The following is a 22638-nucleotide window of genomic DNA, read 5'->3' as shown; positions in this document are numbered from 1 at the left end:
GCCTACGCCGCCGTCATCACCCGCTCGAGTCCGTCGAAGTCCTCCACGCACTTTCCGCAGCCCAGTGCCACGCTGTCCAGTGGATCGTCCGCCACGAAGACCGGAATTCCGGTGGCCGAGGCCATGCGCAGGTCGAGGCCCGGCAGGAGTGCGCCGCCGCCCGTCAGGATGATGCCGTGTTCCATCACGTCGCCGGACAGCTCCGGCGGGCATTCCTCCAGCGTCGTCCGCACCGCGGCGATCACCGCCTCCACCGGCTCGTCGAGCGCCGTCCGCACCTCACGTACCGTCAGTTCCACCGTCTTCGGCAGGCCCCGCACCTTCTCCCGGCCCCGCACGGTGAACGTCCGGGACTCCAGGGCGTCGTCCCCGGGCACCGGCCACGCCGAGCCGATCGCGACCTTGATGTCCTCGGCGGTGCGCTCGCCGATGAGCAGCCCGTGCTCCTTGCGCACGAAGTTCGTGATCGCCTCGTCGAAGCGGTCCCCGCCCACCCGCAGCGACTGCGCCGTGACGATCCCCCCGAGGGAGATGACGGCGACCTCCGTCGTCCCGCCCCCGATGTCGACCACCATCGAACCCCGCGGCTCCGACACCGGAAGCCCCGCCCCGATCGCCGCCGCCATCGGCTCCTCCACCAGATGCACGGCGCGGGCCCCCGCCCGCTGCGCCGCGTGCACGATGGCCCTGCGCTCGACCTGCGTGACACCGCTCGGCACGCACACCACCATCCGCGTACGAGGACGGCGCCCCGGCACGGCCTTGCGCACGAAGTGCCGGATCATCTCCTCGGCGGCTTCGTAGTCGCTGATCACGCCGTCCCGCAGCGGGCGGATCGCGGTGATGGACCCTGGAGTACGTCCGATCGTCTCCTTGGCCTCCGTACCGACGGCGAGGGCGGTCTTCGCGCCCTCCTTGACGGCGACCACGGACGGCTCGTTGAGCACGATGCCCTGGCCGCGTACGTAGAGAAGGGTGTTCGCTGTGCCGAGGTCGATACCTATGTCCATGATCGCCAAGTTTGCCCGGCGATTGGCCGGATCGGAGGGACCAAGGTCCTGAATCGGACGGGACCAAAGTCCCGAGCGGGCCCGAGCAGGTCCCGACGGCGGCTGTCACACCCCGTCCGTAGACTGGCGTACGTGAGTGACCTCCCCCCGCCTGACAGCGAGCACCCCGACCGCGACGACCACGATGCGAGCGACGACCGTTTCGCCGAGATCGTCGAAGCCGAGACCGACCGTGACCCCGACCTCGCCGTGATCGAGGCGGGCAGCCGCACCCTGCGCACCCAGGCGGGCCCGCCCCAGGGCGACATCCCCTCCCGCCCCACCGACCCGGAGGTGGACAAGGCGCTGCGCGAGGTCGAGACAGAGCTCGCGGGCCGCTGGGGAGAGACGAAGCTGGAGCCCTCGGTCAGCCGGATCGCCGCGCTGATGGACGTCCTGGGCGAGCCCCAGCGCGCGTACCCCTCGATCCACATCACCGGCACGAACGGCAAGACGTCCACGGCCCGCATGATCGAGGCCCTGTTCAGCGCCTTCGAGCTGCGCACCGGGCGTTACACCTCGCCGCACGTCCAGTCGATCACCGAGCGCATCAGCCTGGACGGCGCCCCCATCGAGGCCGAGCGCTTCGTGGAGACGTACAACGACATCAAGCCCTACGTCGAGATGGTCGACGCCCAACAGGAGTACAGGCTCTCCTTCTTCGAGGTGCTCACGGGCATGGCGTACGCGGCCTTCGCGGACGCCCCCGTGGACGTCGCCGTCGTCGAGGTCGGCATGGGCGGCAGCTGGGACGCGACGAACGTGATCGACGGCTCCGTCGCCGTCGTCACGCCCATCGACCTGGACCACACCGACCGCCTGGGCGGCACGCCGGGCGAGATCGCCGCCGAGAAGGCCGGCATCATCAAGCAGGACGCGACGGTGATCCTCGCCCAGCAGCCGGTGGACGCGGCGCAGGTGCTCCTGAAGAAGGCCGTGGAGGTCGACGCGACGGTGGCGCGCGAGGGCCTGGAGTTCGGCATCGTCTCCCGCACGGTCGCGGTCGGCGGCCAGCTCCTGACGTTGCGCGGTCTCGGCGGGGAGTACGAGGAAGTCTTCCTGCCGCTGCACGGCGCCTATCAGGCGCACAACGCCGCCGTCGCGCTCGCCGCGGTGGAGGCGTTCTTCGGCATCGGCTCGCAGCACTCGCGCGTGCTCGACATCGACACCATCCGCAAGGCCTTCGCCTCGGTCTCGTCGCCGGGCCGCCTCGAGGTCGTGCGCACCTCGCCGACCGTCGTCCTGGACGCCGCGCACAATCCGGCGGGGGCTCGCGCCACCGCCGAGGCGGTCAGCGAGGTCTTCGACTTCAGCCGCCTGATCGGTGTGGTCGCGGCGAGCGACGGCAAGGACATGAAGGGGCTGCTCGAAGCCTTCGAGCCGATCTTCGCCGAGGTCGTCATCACGCAGAACTCCAGCCACCGGGCCATGGACGCGGACACGCTGGCCGGGATCGCCGTCGAGGTCTTCGGCGACGACCGCGTCCAGGTCGAGCCGCGCCTGCCGGACGCGCTGGAAGCAGCGATCACCCTCGCCGAGGAAGAGGGCGAGTACGCGGGCGGTGGCGTCCTGGTCACCGGCTCCGTCATCACGGTCGGCGAGGCCCGACTGCTCCTGGGGAGGGGCTGACTCCTGTGCGTACGCTCTGTGCTTCGACACTGATCGGCGAGTTCTTCGTCATCGGTTTCGCCGGTCTGGTCGCCATGAAGGACCCGGACCTCACGATGGGCACGGTCTGGACGGTCTGCGGCATCGCGATGCTGGTCAGCGTCCTGCTGTGCGGAATGATCACCAGGCCCGGCGGGGTGCAGCTCGGCTGGGCGCTGCAGATCGCGCTCATCGCGAGCGGCTTCATCGTGCCGATCATGTTCTTCATGGGGGCGGTGTTCGCCGCGCTGTGGTGGGCCTCGATCCACTTCGGCCAGAAGATCGACGAGGCGAAGGCCAGGTTCGCGGCGCAGGCCGAGGCCGAGGCCGGGGCGTGAAGTGCCGGGCCTGAGGTAACGCGGTGTAGTGGGTGCCGGTATTCTGCCGGGCAACCCACACGCTCGTAGAAAAAATGCTTGGAGCCGCACATGACCCAGCGCACTCTCGTCCTGCTCAAGCCCGACACCGTCCGTCGTGGCCTGATCGGCGAGATCATCGGCCGCATCGAGCGCAAGGCGGGCTGGACGATCTCCGCCCTCGAACTGCGCTCGCTCGACCAGGAGACGCTGGAGCAGCACTACGGCGAGCACAAGGGCAAGCCCTTCTACGAGCCGCTGGTCGACTTCATGTCCTCGGGTCCGGTCGTCGCGCTCGTCGTCGAGGGTGAGCGTGTCATCGAGGGTGTGCGCGGCCTCGCGGGCCCGACCGACCCGATCGCCGCCACGCCCGGGTCCATCCGTGGCGACTTCGGCACCATCGTCCGGGAGAACCTGATCCACGCCTCGGACTCCGAGGAGTCCGCCGAGCGCGAGCTGAAGATCTTCTTCCCGGGTCTCATCTGACGGACGCTTGTAAAGAGTTCCGTAAAGACTTCTGACGCCTAGTCAGCAGGGCACCGCCCTGACCAGGGGTGGCCGAGAAAACCGGCCGCCCCTTGGCATATGCGCCCCAATTGGGGGAACCCGTGCCTCCGATGGCACGTCTCCAAGAGCGAGGCGGCGCATCATCTGCTGACAATGGCGAAGACCCTAGCGCCGTGTTCGTGCAGGCGAGACTACGATGGAAGCCTCCACGCCACACAGCACCCACCTCGCCTACCTAAAAAGCCATCAGAAGCTCCAGGGAAGGCCAGACGCATCCTCATGGGGAACAACATGTCGTTCATCGGCCGTGACATGGCTGTCGACCTCGGGACCGCCAACACGCTGGTGTACGTCAGGGGTCGCGGGATCGTTCTCAACGAACCGTCCGTGGTCGCGATCAACACCAACACCGGTGGCATCCTCGCTGTCGGCGCCGAAGCCAAGAAGATGATCGGTCGCACGCCGGGCAACATCGTTGCCGTGCGACCGCTGAAGGACGGCGTCATCGCCGACTTCGAGATCACCGAGCGGATGCTCCGCTACTTCATCCTGAAGATCCACAAGCGGCGGTACCTCGCCCGCCCGCGTGTCGTCGTCTGTGTGCCCTCCGGCATCACCGGAGTCGAGCGCCGCGCCGTCATCGAGGCCTCCTCGCAGGCCGGCGCCCGCCAGGTGCACATCATCGAGGAGCCCATGGCCGCGGCCATCGGTTCCGGCCTGCCGGTCCACGAGGCCACGGGCAACATGGTGGTCGACATCGGCGGCGGCACCACCGAGGTCGCCGTCATCTCGCTCGGCGGAATCGTCACGGCACAGTCGATCCGCGTCGCGGGCGACGAGCTGGACAACGCGATCATCCAGCACATCAAGAAGGAGTACTCCCTCCTCCTCGGTGAGCGCACGGCCGAGCAGATCAAGATCACCATCGGTTCGGCGTACGACATGGACGCCGACGAGCACACCGAGATCCGCGGCAGGGACCTGGTCTCCGGGCTGCCCAAGACCGTGGTCATCTCCGCCGCCGAGGTCCGCAAGGCCATCGAGGAGCCGGTCAACGCGATCGTGGACGCGGTCAAGACGACCCTCGACAAGTGCCCGCCGGAACTCTCCGGTGACGTGATGGACCGCGGCATCGTTCTCACCGGAGGCGGCGCCCTGCTGCGCGGCCTCGACGAGCGTCTGCGCCGCGAGACGGGCATGCCGATCCACATCGCCGAGGACCCGCTGGACAGCGTGGCGCTCGGCTCCGGCAAGTGCGTCGAGGAGTTCGAGGCGCTTCAGCAGGTCCTTGACGCATCGCCGCGCCGCTGACGTGGCGCGAACCCGCTGAAAGGGTGTCCGCCGTACGAGTGCCTGTCACCTCGTGCGGCGGATCGTTGATATAGAGGGCTTTAAAGGGCACGCGCAGTTGCCCGTCGCCCGGACATAAGTAAATGCTCAGAATTCCAAAGATTTCCAACTGAGGAAGGCACGGCCGCCGCACGTGAGGGACACACGAGAGAGCCGGCTGCTCCTGGTGCTGCTGATCGCCATCGCGTTCGCTTTGATCACGGTGGACATCCGTGGTGGCGAGGACTCGCCGGTCGACGGTGCCCGCCAGGCCGCCGCCACGGTCTTCGGCCCGGTCGAGAACGGCGTGTCGTCCGCCGTCGACCCGATCGGCAACGCCATCGGCGCGGTACGGGACTCCGGCGACCGGCATGACCGGATCGCCGAACTCACGCGGCAGAACGCCGCGTTGAAGGCGAAGCTCGGCAGCGACGACCGCAACCGCAGTCGGGTCAGACAGCTGGACAGCATGCTCAAGAGCGCCGGCGCCGGTCAGTACGGCATCAAGGGCGCCGAAGTCATCGGCATAGGAGCGGCCCAGGGCTTCTCCTGGACCGTCACCATCGACGCGGGCGCCAACGACGGACTCAAGCGCGACATGACCGTCCTGAACGGCGACGGTCTGGTCGGCCGCGTCACCACGGTCGGCCCGAGCACCGCGACCGTCCTGCTCGCCAACGACCCCGACTTCACCGTCGGCACCCGCATGGAGAAGACCGACGAGCTCGGCTTCGCCACCGGACAGGGCGACCGCCCGCTGTCGGTGCAGATGCTCAACGGCAAGGCGGAGATCAAGAAGGGCGACCGCCTGGTCACCTTCGGCTCGCAGAAGGACAAGCCGTTCGTGCCCGGCGTACCGGTCGGCAAGGTCGTCCGCGTCGATCCGTCGGGCGGTGACCTGACGCGCAACATCTACATCAAGCCGTACGTCGGCTTCACCAAGCTGGACATCGTCGGAGTCGTCGTCGAAGCGCCCCGCGAGGACCCGCGCGACACGGTCCTGCCGAAGAAGCCCGCCAAGCCGAAGCCGACCCCGACGGTGACCGTGACGGCCACCCCGTCAGGACAGGCCCCGGCCGACGGCGTCGACAACGGCAACGAGCAGTAGGAGCACCGGAACCATGCGCTTCAACCGAATCCTGCTCTCCACCACCTTGGTCGTCGTCGCCCTGGTCATCCAGGTCAGCGTCCTGGCCCGGCTGCAACTGCCGGGCGCGGTCCCCGACCTCGTGCTGCTCACGGTGCTCGGCCTCGCCCTGGTCTACGGCCACGTGGGCGGCGCCCTCGTCGGCTTCGGCGCCGGACTCCTCGCGGACCTGGCACCGCCGGCCGACCACGCCGCCGGGCGGTACGCCCTGGTGCTGTGCGTCGTCGGCTACCTCGCGGGCCTGGCCAAGCCGGAGACCGGGCGGCTCAGGTCGGCCACCGGGCCGCTCGTCGTGGTCGTCGGCGCCGCCATCGGCTCGACCCTGCTGTACGCGGGCGTGGGCGCCCTCGTGGGGGACACCGCCGCCCGCCACGTGGGCCTGGGCGGGCTCCTCTTCACGGCCGCCCTGTACGACCTGCTGCTCGCGCCGTTCACGGTGCCGCTGATCATCGCCGTCGCCCGCAGAGCCGAGAACGACCCGCTGGGGGAGACCTCTCCCGCCAACAAGGCCGCCACGGACGTCGCGTCCGGCTGGCTCTCCTCCGGCACCGGGCTGCGCATCGGCAACCAGCGCGGCGGCCTGCGGATGAAGGCGGCCAAGGCCCGCGTCGCGCGCGCCGGACGCATCAAGGGGGTCAAGCGCCTGTGACCGCAGCGCAGTTGGCTTCGTACGCGACCGGCAGGACACACCGGCCGGTCGTGTACACGTACCACTCGTACACACACTGAGAGGGGGAGGAAAAGCAGTGACCAACATCCCCGAGACCGGACGGACCCCACGGGTCCAGATCCGTCTCATCGTCATCCAGATCCTTGTGCTCTCCCTCCTCCTCACCCTCGGCGGCCGCCTCTGGTACCTCCAGATCCGCAACGGCGAGGAGTACGCCGAGGAAGCCTCCGGCAACCACGTCCAGCAGGTCGTCGACCCCGCCGTACGCGGCTCGATCCTCGACGCCCGCGGTGTGCCGATCGCCGACAACGAGACCCGCCTGGTCGTCTCCGCGTCCCGCACGGACCTGATGAAGATGAAGGACGACGGCAAGGCGGCCCTCGCCAAGCTCGCCGACGTCCTCGGCATGACCACGAAGGAAGTCTCCGACAAGGTCCGCCTCTGCGACTCCAAGACCCCGCAGCCCTGCTGGAACGGCTCGCCCTACCAGCCGATCCCGATCACGGACGAGGCCTCGCCCAAGCAGGCCCTCCAGATCCGCGAGCGCGCCGAGGACTTCCCCGGCATCACCGCCGAGCCCACCGCCGTCCGCCGCTACGCCGCGCCCGGCAAGTCCAACACCGCCCAGGTGCTCGGCTACCTCTCGCCCGTCACCGACGAAGAGATCAAGAAGGCCGAGCACACCAACTCGCCGTTCCTGCGCTCCGACCAGGTCGGCCGCTCCGGCCTTGAGCGGACCTACGACGCGCAGCTACGCGGCAAGGCCGGCGTCACCCGCTACGAGGTCGACAACCTCGGCCGCGTCATCGGCAAGGCCAAGGACGACCCGGCCCAGCCCGGCGCGAACGTCGTCACCAGCATCGACGCGCGCGTACAGGCCCTGTCGGAGTACTGGCTGAACGACGCGATGAAGAAGGCCCGCCAGGAGTTCGACAAGAACACCAACGAGAACTACAAGGCCGACGCGGGCGCCGTCGTCGTCATGGAGAACAAGACCGGACGCATCGTCTCCATGGCGTCCAACCCGACCTACGACCCGAACGCCTGGGTCGGCGGGATCTCCGGCAAGGACTACACGCGGCTCACCGGCAAGAGCTCCAACTATCCGCTCCTGAACCGCGCCATCCAGGGCCAGGCGGCCCCCGGCTCGATCTTCAAGGTCATCCCGACCACGGCGGCGGTCAACGCGGGCTACGACTTCAACGGGCGCTACCCCTGCCCCAGCTCGTACTCCATCGGCGGCCAGACCTTCAAGAACTTCGAGTCCCAGGGCCACGGCAGCATCACCCTCGGCCAGGCCCTGGAGGTCTCCTGCGACACCGTCTTCTACAAGCTCTCGCACGACCAGTGGGCCAAGGACGGCGGCAACAAGCCGAAGAAGGACGCCAAGGACTGGTTCTACAAGACCGCCCACCAGTTCGGCCTCGGCAAGGAGACCGGCATCGACCTGCCGAACGAGGTCACCGGACGCGTCCCGGACCGCCAGTGGAAGAAGGACTACTGGAAGGCCAACAAGGACGGCTGGTGCAAGCAGGGCAAGAAGGGCGGCGACTACGTCGAGCAGATCGCGTACGAGAACTGCCTCGAGGGCATGAAGATGCGCGCCGGTGACTCCGTCAACTACTCCATCGGTCAGGGCGACACCCTCGTCACGCCGATACAGATGGCGACGATCTACTCCGCCATCGCCAACGGCGGCACCCTCTACGACCCGACCGTCGGCAAGGCGATCATCAGCGCCGACGGCAAGCAGGTCCAGGAGATCAAGCCGAAGTCCCACGGCAAGCTGCCCATGGACGACAAGACGCGCGCCGACATAGACGGTGCCCTCGCCGACGTCGCCACCAAGGGCACGGCCGCCTGGCGGTTCGGCGGCTGGCCGCAGGACAAGATCCCGATGCACGCCAAGACGGGTACGGCGGAGGTCCACGGCAAGCAGACCACCTCGTGGTTCGCGACGTACACCAAGGACTACTCGATCGTGATGACGATCTCCCAGGGTGGTACGGGTTCCGGAGCGTCGGGCCCCGCCGTCCGCAAGATCTACGACGGCATCTACGGCCTGGACGACAGCGGCAAGCAGGACCTCAAGAAGGCCCTGCTGCCCCAGCCGCAGAAGGACCTGCCGAAGATCGAGACCGACGGCTCGATCGACTCCCCGAAGATCAAGCCGTACAAGCCCGAGGCACCCAAGCCGTCAGAGGCGCCGCAGGAACTGGCGGGCGCGCCCGCGAACGGGAGGCGCGACTAGTGGCCGGCAACAATGGCTTCTCCGTCTCCGGCTACGGGCCCGAGCGCTCGTCGATGACGTCCCGCCTGTTCGCCCGCGACTCGCTGGTGCGCAGGATGGACTGGCCGATACTGCTCTCCGCGATCGCGCTCTCCGCGATCGGCTCCGCGCTCGTCTACTCCGCGACGCGCAACCGCACCGAGCTGGTCGGCGACGACCCGTACTCCTTCCTGCTCAAGCACCTCCTGAACACCGGCATCGGCATCGCCCTGATGGCGGGCACGGTGTGGCTCGGCCACCGGACGCTGCGGACGGCCGTGCCGATCCTCTACGGCATCTCCGTCTTCCTCGTCCTGCTCGTCCTCACCCCGCTCGGCGCCACGATCAACGGCGCGCACGCCTGGATCGTGCTCGGCGGCGGCTTCTCGCTGCAGCCCTCCGAGTTCGTGAAGATCACGATCATCCTGGGCATGGCGATGCTGCTCGCCGCACGGGTGGACGCGGGCGACCGGGTCCACCCCGACCACCGCACGGTGCTCCAGGCCCTCGGCCTGGCCGCCGTACCGATAGTGATCGTGCTCCTCATGCCCGACCTCGGGTCGGTCATGGTGATGGCGATGATCGTGCTCGGCGTGCTGCTCGCGTCGGGCGCCTCCAACCGCTGGGTCTTCGGACTCCTCGGCACGGGCGCCGCGGGCGCCATCGCCGTCTGGCAGCTCGGCGTCCTTGACGACTACCAGATCGCCCGCTTCGCGGCCTTCGCCAACCCCGCGCTCGACCCGGCGGGCGTCGGCTACAACACCAACCAGGCGCGCATCGCGATCGGTTCCGGCGGCCTGTCGGGCACCGGCCTCTTCAAGGGCTCGCAGACCACCGGGCAGTTCGTGCCCGAGCAGCAGACGGACTTCGTGTTCACCGTCGCGGGCGAGGAACTCGGCTTCGCGGGCGCGGGACTCATCCTCGTCCTGCTCGGCATCCTGCTCTGGCGGGCCTGCCGCATCGCCCGCGAGACGACCGAGCTGTACGGCACGATCGTCGCCGCCGGGATCATCGCCTGGTTCGCCTTCCAGTCCTTCGAGAACATCGGGATGACGCTCGGCATCATGCCGGTGGCGGGTCTGCCGCTGCCCTTCGTCTCGTACGGAGGGTCATCGATGTTCGCGGTCTGGGTGGCCGTCGGCCTGCTCCAGTCCATCAAGGTGCAGCGACCGATGTCGGCCTAGACGCGTCTCCGGGGCGACAGGGGGTCTGCCCAGCGCCCCGGATCCCGTCTAGATTCGGTTCATGGCGCAGACGAAGCGGGAGATCGAACGAAAGTACGATGTCGGGGCGGACGCGGAGCTGCCCGACCTGACCGGTGTCGCCGGGGTGACCGACGTCGTGGACAAGGGCGTCGTCGCACTCGACGCCGTCTACCACGACACCACCGACCAGCTCCTGCTCTCCGACTCGATCACGCTGCGCCGCCGCACGGGCGGCGACGACGAGGGCTGGCACCTGAAGCTGCCGGTGTCCCTCGCACAGGGCGCGCGGGACGAGATCCAGGCCCCGCTGTCGGACTCGGTGCCGCACGAGCTGTCGTCGCTCGTGCGATCCCGGGTGCGTGATGCCGCCCTGGTGCCCGTCATGCGCCTGTTGACCGCGCGGGACCTGCGCCACCTCCTCGACGGCAAGGGCGAGCTCATCGCCGAGCTGAGCATCGACCGGGTCAGGGCCGAGCGGCTCACGGAGGGCGGCGGCACCGCAGAGTGGGCCGAGATCGAGGTCGAGTTGGCGGACGGCGCGGACCCCGTGCTGCTCGACCGGATCGAGAAGAAGCTGAAGAAGCTGGGCGTCGAGCGGTCGACGTCCGCGTCGAAACTGGCCAAGGCGCAGGCGGGGACGGCTCCTGGCGCTGCCGGGCAGCGGTTCGCGGCGGGCGGCCCGACGTCTGCCAAGGCCACGAAGGGGAAGAAGGGTGAGCACGCCGCCGTCATCCATCTGAAGGACCCCGCCGTGCGACCTGACCCCGTCACCGCTGCCGACCACGTCCTCGACTACATCCGCACCCAGCGCGACGCCCTCGTCGCCCTCGACCCCGACGTCCGCCGTGACGTGCCGGACTCCGTGCACCAGATGCGGGTCGCCACCCGGCGGATGCGCAGCGCGTTCCGCTCGTACGGCAAGCTTCTCGACCGTTCCGTCACCGACCCGATCGGCGACGAACTGAAGTGGCTCGCGGGCGAGCTCGGCGTCGACCGTGACCAGGAGGTCCTGGCCGAGCGGCTCACGGGCCGCGTCGACGCCGTGCCCGGGACACTGCTCCTCGGCCCGGTCCAGGCCCGCCTGCAGATCTGGTCCGTCGCCGGCGCAGGCGACTCCCGGACCAGGACCGTCGCAGCGCTCGAGGCCAAGCGGTACGTGGCGCTCCTGAACTCCGTCGACGCACTGCTGGCCGACCCTCCGCTGCGCAAGGCCGCCGCCGCGTCCCCCGCCAAGGCGCTCCCCAAGGCCATGCGGAAGGACTACGCCCGCCTCGCGGGCCGCATCGAACACGCCCTCGCGCTTGAGCCGGGGGAGGAGCGTGACGTGGCGCTGCACGGCGCCCGCAAGGCCGCGAAGCGTGCCCGGTACGCGGGCGAGGCGGCCAGGCCCGCGCTCGGCAAGCCCGCCAAGCGGTTCGCGAAGCGGATGAAGGCCGTCCAGAAGGTCCTCGGCGACCACCAGGACAGCGTGGTCGCCCGCGAAGCACTCCGGAACCTGGCGATCCAGGCCCACGCGGCAGGCGAGACCGCCTTCACCTGGGGTCTCCTGTACGGCCAGGAGGAGGCGGCGGCAACGGACAGGGAGCGGGAGCTGCCGGGGGTATGGGCCAAGGCGTCCAAGGCGAAACTGAGGTCGTCATTGGGCGGGTGAGTGGCGGGGTACGCTGGATGGTCACCCCTGCCAGATCATGAGAACCCTGCCGAAAGACGCTGTGATGCCTGTCGAGTCCGTCTTCCCACGCCTGGAAGCGCTTCTCCCGCACGTCCAGAAGCCCATCCAGTACGTCGGCGGAGAGCTCAACTCCACCGTCAAGGACTGGGACGAGTGTGACGTCCGCTGGGCGCTCATGTACCCCGACGCGTACGAGGTCGGGCTGCCCAACCAGGGCGTCATGATCCTGTACGAGGTGCTGAACGAACGCGAGGGCGTCCTCGCCGAGCGCACGTACAGCGTCTGGCCGGACCTCGAGGAGCTGATGCGGGAGCACAAGGTCCCGCAGTTCACCGTGGACAGCCACCGCCCCGTCGGCGCCTTCGACGTGTTCGGGCTCAGCTTCTCCACGGAGCTCGGGTACACGAACATGCTCACGGCCCTGGACCTCGCGGGCATTCCGCTGGAGTCCAAGGACCGCACCATCGACGACCCGATCGTCCTGGCCGGCGGCCACGCCGCCTTCAACCCCGAGCCGATCGCGCAGTTCATCGACTGCGCGGTCATCGGTGACGGCGAGCAGGCCGTGCTCGACATGACGGCGATCATCCGCGAGTGGAAGGCCGAGGGCCGCCCCGGCGGCCGCGAGGAAGTCCTCTTCCGCCTCGCGCGCACCGGCAACGTCTACGTCCCCGGGTTCTACGACGTCGAGTACCTCCCGGACGGCCGCATCGGCCGCGTCGTGCCGAACAAGTCCGGTGTCCCGTGGCGCGTGTCCAAGCACACCGTCATGGACCTGGACGAGTGGCCCTACCCCAAGCAGCCCCTCGTGCCGCTCGCGGAGACCGTCCACGAGCGCATGTCCGTGGAGATCTTCCGCGGCTGCACCCGAGGCTGCCGCTTCTGCCAGGCCGGCATGATCACGCGCCCCGTGCGGGAGCGAAGCATCACCGGCATCGGCGACATGGTGGAGAAGGGCCTGAAGGCCACCGGCTTCGAAGAGGTCGGCCTGCTCTCCCTGTCCTCCGCGGACCACACCGAGATCGCGGACGTCGCCAAGGGCCTCGCGGACCGGTACGAGGAAGACAAGATCGGCCTCTCGCTGCCCTCGACCCGCGTCGACGCCTTCAACATCGACCTGGCGAACGAGCTGACGAGAAACGGCCGCCGCTCGGGTCTGACGTTCGCCCCCGAGGGCGGCTCCGAGCGGATGCGGAAGGTCATCAACAAGATGGTCTCCGAGGAGGACCTGATCCGCACCGTCGCGACCGCGTACGGCAACGGCTGGCGCCAGGTGAAGCTCTACTTCATGCTCGGCCTGCCCACCGAGACCGACGAGGACGTCCTGCAGATCGCGGACATGGCGGCGAACGTCATCGCCAAGGGCCGCGAGGTCGCGGGCAACGACATCCGCTGCACCGTCTCCATCGGCGGCTTCGTGCCCAAGCCGCACACGCCCTTCCAGTGGGCCCCGCAGCTGTCGTCCGAGGAGACGGACGCGCGCCTCGCGAAGCTGCGCGACAAGATCCGCGGCGACAAGAAGTACGGCCGCTCGATCGGCTTCCGCTACCACGACGGCAAGCCCGGCATCGTCGAGGGCCTGCTCTCGCGCGGCGACCGCCGCATCGGCTCCGTCATCCGCGCCGTGTACGAGGACGGCGGCCGCTTCGACGGCTGGCGCGAGCACTTCAGCTACGACCGCTGGATGGCCTGCGCCGAGAAGACGCTGCCCGCCTTCGGCGTGGACGTCGACTGGTACACCACGCGTGAGCGCACGTACGAGGAGGTCCTGCCCTGGGACCACCTGGACTCCGGTCTCGACAAGGACTGGCTCTGGGACGACTGGCAGGACTCGCTCGACGAGACCGAGGTCGAGGACTGCCGCTGGACCCCCTGCTTCGATTGCGGCGTGTGCCCGCAGATGCAGACCGAGATCCAGATCGGCCCGACCGGCAAGAAGCTCCTTCCGCTGTCGGTAGTGAAGTAAGTGACCCGGCAGGAGCCGGTGGACGGGTCGAGCGGTCCTCGACTCGTCCCGCCCACCGGCCTCGTGCACCACTCCTTCATCGCCGCGATGGAGGAGTTCCGCGCCGAGGGGCGGGGCGGCGACGCCGACGACACGACGCTCGGCCGCACCCTGCGCGACTACGGCGACAAGTGGCACGACCCGGTGGTCTTCGAGCGCTATGTGGCCGAGGTCCACGACGCCGTGCACCCCGCCGAGCCGCTCTCCGTCCCCGTGACGACGCTCTGGTACGCGGACGGCGCCGACTACTTCGGCCGTCTCGCCATCCGGCACAACGTCAACACGCGCTTCCTGCGCGAGTACGGCGGCCACATCGGCTACGACGTACGCCCCACCGCCCGCCGCCGCGGCCACGCCACGGCGATGCTGATCGGCGCACTGCCGTACGCACGCGCGCTGGGCATCGGGTCGGTCCTGGTCACCTGTGACACCGACAACACCGGTTCGCGCAAGGTGATCGAGGCCGCGGGCGGCGCCTTCGAGGACGAACGCGGCGGAAAGCTGCGCTACTGGATCCCGACCGGCGCCTGACCGAACCACATCCCTCCCTTCACGCGTCTAGGACGGCATGGACCTGGGAAAGCGGCCCCCACAGGCCGAGGGCTGTCTCGCCGTGGCGATCCGCATCCCGGTGCGGATCGTCGTGCTCGTGCTCGTCGTCCCGGTGCGCCTCGTGTGGGACGCCCTGGCCGTCTGCGGCCGCTTCGTGTACCTCAGAGGCCTGCGGCCCGTGGGGCGCGCGTTGGCATGGCTGGGGCGGACGCTGATCGTGACGCCGCTGAGCTGGCTGTACGAGTACGTCATCGCACCGGTCGCGCTCGGCGTCACCACCGCCACGATGTGGCTGCTCAAGGCCGTGTTCGTGTGGCCGTGGGTGGGGCTGTGGCGGTACGTGGTGGTGCCCGTCGGCAAGGGCCTCGCATGGCTGGGGCGGGTGCTGCTCGTGATCCCCGCCGAGTGGCTGTACGTCTCCGTCCTCACCCCGGTCGGGCACGCGATCGCCTGGCTGGCGCGGGTCGTCGCCGCGGCGGCGGCGGTGGCCGGACGTGGCATCGGCGCCGCTGTGATGTGGCTGCTCAAGGCCGTGTTCGTGTGGCCGTGGGTGGGGCTGTGGCGGTACGTGGTGGTGCCCGTCGGCAAGGGTCTCGCGTGGCTGGGGCGGGTGCTGGTGGTGATCCCCGCCTGCTGGCTGTACGCGTCCGTGCTCACCCCGATCGGCCACGCGATCGCCTGGCTGGCCAAGGGAACGTGGGCGGGCATCGCCTGGACGGCCCGGGGGATCGGGGCGGTGCTCGGCGCGCTGGGGCGCTGGATCTTCGTCGTGCCCGCCGTCGCCCTGTGGCGCTGGGTGCTCGCGCCCATCGGGCGGGGCATCGCCGTCGTCGGACGCGAGATCGGAGCAGCGTTCGGACACGCCTGGCGTATCGCCGGGTATGTCTCGCTGGCCGTGGGCCGCTTCATCGGCCGGCTCCTGCGGTGGCTCTTCGTCGAGCCGGTGCGCTGGGTGTACCGCGCGGTCCTCACTCCCGTGGGCCACTTGGTGCGCGACACCATCTGGCGGCCCGCGGCCAAGGTGGTGAAGGACACGGGCCGCGCCACCCGGCACGCCCTGGCAGCAGCCCGCCAGAGCGTGCGGGACGCCCGCGCCGACGTACGCCGCATGCTGTTCGGGGCGCCGAAGGTACCGGCGCCGGTGGCGGCGGCCCCGATGGAACCCGCGCCGGTGCCGGTGGCCCGGCGGGAACCGGACACGCCCGCGGCACGTACTCTAGGTAGCAGTACGACCGCACTCACGAAGGACTAGAACACTGGGCAAGCGACAGCCCGAAGGCCCGCCGCCCGCTCCCGCGGTGCAGCGCATCCGACTGCGCTACACCAAGCGCGGCCGCCTCCGGTTCACCAGCCACCGTGACTTCCAGCGCGCCTTCGAGCGGGCGCTGCGCCGCGCCGAGGTGCCCATGGCGTACTCGGCGGGGTTCACACCGCACCCGAAGGTGTCGTACGCCAATGCCGCACCCACCGGCACGGGCAGTGAGGCCGAGTACCTGGAGATCGCGCTCACCGAGCCGCGTGACCCCGACAAGCTGCGCGAGCTGCTCGACGAGTCGATGCCGACCGGCCTCGACATCATCGACGCCGTCGTGTCCCACACCTCGGGACTCGCCGACCGGCTCACCGCGTCGATCTGGGAGCTGCGCCTGAACGGCGTCGAGCCCGCGGACGCGCAGCGAGCCGCCGAGGCCTTCCGGGCCGCGGAGACCGTCGAGGTCCAGCGCCGCACGAAGAACGGCATGCGGACCTTCGACGCCCGCGAGGCCGTCGTGAGCCTTGAGGCCCTGGCCTCCGACGAGGCACTCAGCCGCGACGCTGATAGGCCGACCGACCAGCCCTGTGCGATACTGCGGCTGGTTGTTCGGCACGTGACACCTGCCGTACGACCCGACGACGTCCTGTCCGGTCTCCGAGCTGTGGCCGACCTGGCGCCGCCGGTCCCCGCAGCGGTGACCAGGCTGGCGCAGGGGCTTCTTGACGACGAGACCGGCACGGTGACCGACCCGCTCGCGCCCGACCGCGAGGCAGCCACGGCCCCACTTGAGAACCAAGGGGCCGCCGCAGCCACCGCGAAGGCGCCGGCGCAGGAAGGTCCCGTGTAGGGACAAGCGTCGAAGCGCCGCCCTGGTACTCGGGAGCCACCTGGGTCGGGCAGCGCACTGACCGAGACTTTCGCCAGGCCGTCCGCATTTGGGCGTACGGAACCGGCGAGACAGACACATAGAGCTCCCGTGCGGCGCCCACGCCCCCGGATGGCGGCCCCGCGTAGCTGAGCGAGGGCCGCGGACATCACCGGACCAGGCGCGGCGCCCGGGAGCGTGACGGGAGAACCGCCCGCATGCATGAGCCGAACGAACCCACTGAGGGCTCGGACAACAACACGCCCAGCGACACCCTGCCGCCGCGCCGCAGGCGCCGTGCGGCGTCGCGGCCCGCGGGTCCGCCCGTGGGGGCCACCGAAGCCGCGGCTCCGGCCATACCGGCCACCCCCGCCGCCGAAGAGCCCGCCAAGGCCGTGACTCCGGAGCCCGCAGCGGCCGAGGAAGCCGCTCCCGCCCCGCGCCGCCGCCGTGCCACCCGCCGTGCCTCGGCTCCCGCCGGTGCGCCGCAGGGTGCCGAGACGCCCGTCGAGACCCCGGCCGCCGAGCCCGCCGCTGCCGTGGCCGAGGCTGAGCCCGAGGAAGCCGCTCCCGCCCCGCGCCGCCGCCGCGCCACCCGCCGTGCCTCGGCTCCCGCCGGTGCGCCGCAGGGTGCCGAGGCCCCCGCGGAGACGCCCGCGGCCGCGGAGCCCGCCGCCGCGTCCGCCGCCGAGGAGCCCGCCGCCGAGGCCGCGGCCGAAGCGCAGCCGGAGGCCGCCGAAGCCGCCCCGCGCCGTGCCCGTCGCCGTGCGACCCGTGGCTCGTCCGCGCCCGCCGGCGCACAGACGCAGGCCGCCGAGCAGGCCCCCGCCGCCGAGCCGAAGGCCGCCGCCGTGCCCGCCGAGGCCGAGCAGGCCCCCGAGCCGGAGACCGTCGAAGAGGACGCGCCCAGTGGCCGCCGTCCCCGCCGTGCCACCCGTAAGGCCGCCGCCGGATTCTCGGCGCCCGCCCCGGCGCGGGCGCGCAAGTCGCGTGCCGGTGACAGCGAGGAGGGTTCCGGAAGGAAGCCGCGCCCCGCCGTCGCCGTCTTCCAGGCGCCGGTGTTCGCCGCGCCGATGTTCCAGACCCCCGAGAGCGCCGCGGCCGCTGCCGCCGCCGAAGCGGCCGACGAACCCGCCGAAGAGGTCGAGGCCGAGCCCGTGGCCGCCGCCCCCGTGGCGGAGGAGGAGACGGGTCCGCGCCGTCGCCGCCGCCGTGGCCGGGCCGCCGACGAGCAGCCCGCCGCCGAGCGCGAGCCCGCCAAGGCCGCTCCGCAGCCCGCCGAGGCCGAGGTTCCCGAGGCCGAAGAGGCCGAGGACACCGCCGAGGACAACGACAACGACAACGACGAGTCCGACGACTCCGGTGAGCGACACGGCCGCCGTCGCCGTCGTGGCGGCCGTCGCCGCCGCCGCGGCGAGTCCGCCGACGACTCCGGCGACCAGCAGGACGCGGACGCCGAAGCGGACTCCGACACGGACGCCGCCGAGCAGGACGCCGAGCCGGCCGCCGAGGAGTCCGACGAGGACGCCGACGACAACGGCTCGGGCTCCGGTTCGAGCAGCAGCCGGCGCCGTCGTCGCCGCCGTCGCCGGGCCGGTGACTCCGGTGAGGGCGAGAGCGCGGCCGACGGCGACCCGGAGCGTACGGTCGTCAAGGTCCGCGAGCCCCGCAAGAAGGAAGAGCGCGAGCTGGGCACCGGCGTCGACGAGGTCACGTCCATCAAGGGCTCGACCCGCCTGGAGGCCAAGAAGCAGCGCCGCCGCGAAGGCCGCGAGCAGGGCCGCCGCCGCGTCCCGATCATCACCGAGGCCGAGTTCCTGGCCCGCCGCGAGGCCGTCGAGCGTGTGATGGTCGTCCGCCAGAACGGCGAGCGCACCCAGATCGGCGTCCTCGAGGACAACGTGCTCGTCGAGCACTACGTCAACAAGGAGCAGGCCACCTCGTACGTCGGCAACGTCTACCTGGGCAAGGTCCAGAACGTGCTGCCGTCCATGGAGGCCGCCTTCATCGACATCGGCAAGGGCCGCAACGCCGTCCTGTACGCCGGTGAGGTCAACTTCGAGGCGCTCGGGATGGCCAACGGCCCCCGTCGCATCGAGTCGGCCCTGAAGTCGGGCCAGTCGGTCCTCGTGCAGGTCACGAAGGACCCGATCGGCCACAAGGGCGCGCGTCTGACCTCGCAGGTCTCGCTGCCCGGCCGCTACCTGGTCTACGTGCCCGAGGGCTCGATGACCGGCATCAGCCGCAAGCTGCCCGACACCGAGCGCGCGCGTCTGAAGACCATCCTCAAGAAGATCGTCCCCGAGGACGCGGGCGTCATCGTGCGCACCGCCGCCGAGGGCGCGAGCGAGGACGAGCTGCGCCGTGACGTCGAGCGTCTGCAGCAGCAGTGGGAAGAGATCCAGAAGAAGGCGAAGAACGGCGGCGCCGCGCCGACCCTTCTGTACGGCGAGCCGGACATGACCGTCCGTGTCGTCCGCGACATCTTCAACGAGGACTTCTCGAAGGTCATCGTCAGCGGCGACGACGCCTGGGAGACCATCCACGGATACGTCGCCCACGTCGCCCCCGACCTGGCCGACCGCCTGCAGCGCTGGACCTCCGAGGTCGACGTCTTCGCGACGTACCGCATCGACGAGCAGCTGATGAAGGCGCTCGACCGCAAGGTCTGGCTGCCCAGCGGCGGCTCGCTGGTGATCGACAAGACCGAGGCGATGATCGTCGTCGACGTCAACACCGGGAAGTTCACCGGTCAGGGCGGCAACCTCGAAGAGACCGTGACGAGGAACAACCTCGAAGCGGCCGAGGAGATCGTGCGTCAGCTCCGGCTGCGCGACCTGGGCGGCATCGTCGTCATCGACTTCATCGACATGGTCCTGGAGTCCAACCGGGACCTGGTCCTGCGCCGTCTGCTCGAATGCCTGGGCCGCGACCGCACGAAGCACCAGGTGGCCGAGGTCACCTCGCTGGGTCTCGTGCAGATGACCCGTAAGCGCGTCGGCCAGGGCCTCCTGGAGTCCTTCTCCGAGACCTGCGTCCACTGCAACGGCCGCGGCGTGATCGTGCACATGGAGCAGCCGACCTCCGCCGGTGGCGGCGGCAAGCGCAAGAAGCGCGGCCGCGGTGGCTCCGAGCAGGGCCAGGAGCACACGCACGAGCACGACCACGAGGCCCTCGAGGTCACGGACGAGACCGAGACCGAGACCGAGGCCGAGGTCGCCGCGGAGGCCGCCGCTCCCGTGGCGCTCCCCGAGCCGGAGTTCGTGCCGGACGAGGAGCTCTACAGCAGCGCGTCCGAGGCGGAGGCCGCGGCGTCCCGCGGTGGCCGTTCGCGCCGCAGGGCGACCCGTCGGGCCTCGGCTCCGGCCGGCGCCCCGAAGACGGAGACCGCGCCGAAGGCGGAGAAGCGGGGCAGGTCCCGCAAGGCCGCCACGGCCGAGGACGAGGCTCCGGTGGTCGAGGCCCCCGTGGTCGAGACTCCGGCCGCCGCGGAGGACCCGGTCGTCGAGGTGGCCCACGAGGCGCCGGTGGACGACGCGGCCCCCAAGGGGCGTACGCGCCGTCGTGCGACCCGCAAGGCGACCTCGCCCGCCGGTTCCCCGAAGAGCGCCGAGAGCGCCGAGCCCCAGGCCGCCGAGGTGATCGTCGCCGAGGCGCCCAAGGCGGAGCCCGTGGCCGAGCCCGTCGTGGCCGAGCCGGTGGCCGAGGCGCCTGCCGACGCCGCCCCGGCCCGTCCGCGCCGCCGTGCGGTCCGCAAGGCCACCGCGCCGACCGCGTCCGAGGAAGCGGCCGTCCTGGTCGTCCCGTCGGCCGAGAAGGCCGCACAGGCCCCGGAGAAGGCCACCGAGAAGGCAGCGGAGAAGCCCGAGGCCGAGGCCGAGGAAGCCGCTCCGGCCAAGAAGACGGCGCGTAAGACCGCCGCCAAGAAGGCGCCCGCGAAGAAGGCCGCCGCCAAGAAGACCGCGGCCAAGAAGACGGCCGCAAAGAAGACGACGGCCAAGAAGGCGTCCAAGACGACGAAGAAGACCGCCGCGGCGGAGCAGACGCTGTCCGGCGTCAAGGCCTCCGCGGCCGACGAGGGCTGACCCCCTCCTTCGTAGTCCGCACATATGACCGGGTGCCCCCGGCGTGGTGATCTGGCCACGCCGGGGGCACCTCTCTGTTGGAACACAGAGAGCTGTTTGTAAAACTCATGCGGTTGTTGGAAGAGCACACGCGCGGGGCGTTCGGGAGACGCTCCGCTCGTGTCAGGGAGGGGACGCACGATGGCGCACGGTCGCCTGAGGGGCACGGGACGTCACCGTGCCGTGAAACAGATCAAGGGCGGACGCCAGGCGGTCGCCCTGGCCACGGTCCTGTCGGCGGCAGGGATCCAGACCGTCAGCGCCATGGGGACGGCAGCGGCCGACGGGGAGCCGCCGCTGGTCGAGGCGCCGCTCTTCAACGACCCGCTGGGCACCCCCGAGCAGCAGTACGCGATCAGGACCCGGCTGATCGAGCTGACGAACGCCGCGGTGCCCGGCTCGACCATCAAGGTCGCGGTCTACCACGTGTGGGAGGCCTCGGTCGTCGACGCGCTCCTGGCGGCCAGGGACCGCGGGGTGAACGTGCAGATCCTGCTGGACGAGACCAGCAGGAGCGACCGCCCAGCGAACACCTCGTACAGCAGGCTCGCGGCGGCGCTCGGCACCGACAAGAACAAGCCGTCCTTCGTGTCGCTCTGCCCGACCGGCAAGTCCTGCCTCGGTGATCCCAGGTACGGCAAGTCGATCATGCACAACAAGTTCTGGCTGTTCTCGGAGGTGGAGGGGGCCAGGGACGTCGTCGTGCAGACCACGTCGAACTCGACGCCCTCCGCCCACACGAAGTTCTACAACGACGCGCTGCAGCTCCCGAACAACCCCACGATGTACGAGGCGTACGCCGACTACTTCGCCGACATGATCCGCAAGGACTGGCGGAACTGGGACTACCGCACGGTGAGCGACGGCCTCTACAAGGCGTACTTCTTCCCGCGCTCCGGCACGGTCAACGAGACCGACACCATGTACTCGGTCCTGAACAACGTGCAGTGCAACTACAAGGACGCGGCCGGAGTGGCCCGTCACACCAACATCCGCGCCTCGATCTTCAAGATCACCCGGAAGCAGATCGCCGACAAGCTCGTCTCGCTCAAGAAGGCCGGCTGCACGGTCAGCATCGTCTACGCCGAGACCGACAGCGCCAAGAGCCAGGGCGGCACCCCGGGCACCTGGGAGGCCCTGCACAAGGCGGGCGGGCCCACCGTGCGCTGCTTCAACGACGACCGGGACCCGCTGCACCCCGGGACCAAGCTGGTGACGCCCTACATCATCCACTCGAAGTACCTGCTCATCGACGGCAAGTACGACGGCAAGCAGAACAAGCTCTCCTTCACCGGCTCGCAGAACTACACGGCGCCCGCGCTGCGCGAGAACGACGAGGCGATCGTGAAGATCGACGACGACTCCGTGCACGACGCCTACCGCGGCCATTTCGACCGGGTGCGGATGATCGCCTGGCCTGGCAAGGCCGACGGCACCGACCTGTGCAAGGGCGTCAAGCCGCTGCCGCCGGACGGCGAGAAGCCGGTTTGACCCTTGTGGCCCAGCCCCGTAATCTTGACCGTCGGCGTGTCACTGGGCACGTCCTACCCCTGTAAACCTGATTTCCTTCCGGCGCACAGCGCTCGGAAGAGGCCGCCCGTGCATACGGACGGCTGGACTGCGGGGGTCCCGTTCCGAGCGAGAGAGAGATCCGCGTGTACGCCATCGTGCGCAGCGGTGGTCGCCAGCACAAGGTTGCTGTCGACGACATCGTTGAGGTTGACAAGATTTCCACTGCCAAGGTTGGCGACACGGTCGAGCTCTCGACCCTGCTCGTTGTCGACGGTGACGCCGTGACGAGCGACCCGTGGGTGCTTGCCGGTATCAAGGTCACGGCCGAGGTCGTGGACCACCACAAGGGCGCGAAGATCGACATCCTTCGCTACAAGAACAAGACCGGCTACCGCCGTCGCCAGGGTCACCGCCAGCAGTACACGGCGATCAAGGTCACCGGTATCCCCACGGCTGCGAAGTAAGGGACTGAGA

17 protein-coding genes are annotated in these 22638 nt (G+C 70.1%); 16 read left to right on the top strand and 1 reads right to left on the bottom strand.

Annotated features, from left to right (window positions below; genetic code table 11):
• Positions 1-2 precede the first annotated feature (2 nt).
• Positions 3-1010, bottom strand: a complete 1008-nt coding sequence (locus ACWD02_RS02560; protein WP_451203650.1) for a rod shape-determining protein — start codon at positions 1008-1010, stop codon at positions 3-5.
• A gap of 132 nt (positions 1011-1142) precedes the next feature.
• Here ACWD02_RS02560 and folC point away from each other — a divergent pair, with 132 nt between their 5' ends.
• The 16 genes from folC (at position 1143) to rplU (ending at position 22628) form a co-directional block, all read left to right on the top strand.
• Positions 1143-2678 (top strand): bifunctional tetrahydrofolate synthase/dihydrofolate synthase, encoded by a 1536-nt coding sequence (folC, locus tag ACWD02_RS02555; RefSeq protein WP_451203648.1) that lies wholly within the window; start codon positions 1143-1145, stop codon positions 2676-2678.
• 5 nt (positions 2679-2683) lie between these two features.
• On the top strand, positions 2684-3034 hold the full coding sequence (locus ACWD02_RS02550; protein ID WP_451203646.1) for a DUF4233 domain-containing protein: 351 nt from the start codon (positions 2684-2686) through the stop codon (positions 3032-3034).
• A gap of 90 nt (positions 3035-3124) precedes the next feature.
• The gene (gene ndk / locus ACWD02_RS02545; protein WP_451203644.1) at positions 3125-3538 is read left to right on the top strand and encodes a nucleoside-diphosphate kinase; all 414 of its coding nucleotides are present in this window, start codon (positions 3125-3127) and stop codon (positions 3536-3538) included.
• Between the two features lie 312 nt (positions 3539-3850).
• A complete protein-coding gene (locus ACWD02_RS02540; RefSeq protein WP_160505014.1) occupies positions 3851-4870 on the top strand; it encodes a rod shape-determining protein in 1020 nt (339 codons plus the stop codon).
• Between the two features lie 172 nt (positions 4871-5042).
• Positions 5043-5996, top strand: a complete 954-nt coding sequence (gene mreC, locus ACWD02_RS02535) for a rod shape-determining protein MreC (protein ID WP_451203642.1) — start codon at positions 5043-5045, stop codon at positions 5994-5996.
• A 13-nt stretch (positions 5997-6009) separates the two neighbouring features.
• The gene (gene mreD / locus ACWD02_RS02530; RefSeq protein WP_451203640.1) at positions 6010-6684 is read left to right on the top strand and encodes a rod shape-determining protein MreD; all 675 of its coding nucleotides are present in this window, start codon (positions 6010-6012) and stop codon (positions 6682-6684) included.
• A gap of 97 nt (positions 6685-6781) precedes the next feature.
• On the top strand, positions 6782-8956 hold the full coding sequence (gene mrdA, locus ACWD02_RS02525; protein WP_451203638.1) for a penicillin-binding protein 2: 2175 nt from the start codon (positions 6782-6784) through the stop codon (positions 8954-8956).
• A complete protein-coding gene (gene rodA, locus ACWD02_RS02520; RefSeq protein WP_451203636.1) occupies positions 8956-10158 on the top strand; it encodes a rod shape-determining protein RodA in 1203 nt (400 codons plus the stop codon). Before mrdA ends, rodA begins: the two co-directional genes overlap by 1 nt.
• A gap of 61 nt (positions 10159-10219) precedes the next feature.
• Positions 10220-11830, top strand: coding sequence for a CYTH and CHAD domain-containing protein (locus ACWD02_RS02515; RefSeq protein ID WP_451203634.1), 1611 nt, complete (start codon positions 10220-10222; stop codon positions 11828-11830).
• A 64-nt stretch (positions 11831-11894) separates the two neighbouring features.
• Positions 11895-13817 carry a TIGR03960 family B12-binding radical SAM protein gene (locus tag ACWD02_RS02510; protein ID WP_451203632.1) on the top strand — a complete coding sequence of 641 codons (1923 nt, stop codon included), beginning with the start codon at positions 11895-11897 and terminating at the stop codon, positions 13815-13817.
• Complete coding sequence (locus ACWD02_RS02505; RefSeq protein ID WP_451203630.1) at positions 13818-14387, top strand: GNAT family N-acetyltransferase; 570 nt, start codon at positions 13818-13820, stop codon at positions 14385-14387.
• 37 nt (positions 14388-14424) lie between these two features.
• On the top strand, positions 14425-15660 hold the full coding sequence (locus ACWD02_RS02500; protein WP_451203628.1) for a hypothetical protein: 1236 nt from the start codon (positions 14425-14427) through the stop codon (positions 15658-15660).
• A gap of 46 nt (positions 15661-15706) precedes the next feature.
• The gene (locus tag ACWD02_RS02495) at positions 15707-16510 is read left to right on the top strand and encodes a TIGR03936 family radical SAM-associated protein (protein ID WP_451203626.1); all 804 of its coding nucleotides are present in this window, start codon (positions 15707-15709) and stop codon (positions 16508-16510) included.
• A 236-nt stretch (positions 16511-16746) separates the two neighbouring features.
• On the top strand, positions 16747-20613 hold the full coding sequence (locus ACWD02_RS02490) for an Rne/Rng family ribonuclease (protein ID WP_451203624.1): 3867 nt from the start codon (positions 16747-16749) through the stop codon (positions 20611-20613).
• 180 nt (positions 20614-20793) lie between these two features.
• Positions 20794-22143 carry a phospholipase D-like domain-containing protein gene (locus tag ACWD02_RS02485; RefSeq protein WP_451203622.1) on the top strand — a complete coding sequence of 450 codons (1350 nt, stop codon included), beginning with the start codon at positions 20794-20796 and terminating at the stop codon, positions 22141-22143.
• A 164-nt stretch (positions 22144-22307) separates the two neighbouring features.
• A complete protein-coding gene (gene rplU, locus ACWD02_RS02480; RefSeq protein WP_363211177.1) occupies positions 22308-22628 on the top strand; it encodes a 50S ribosomal protein L21 in 321 nt (106 codons plus the stop codon).
• Positions 22629-22638: the final 10 nt, after the last annotated feature.

It is taken from the genome of Streptomyces sp. NPDC002853 (assembly GCF_053591915.1).
The sequence above is the reverse complement of the archived record's forward strand: the minus strand, read 5'-3'. Positions and strand labels throughout refer to the sequence as shown.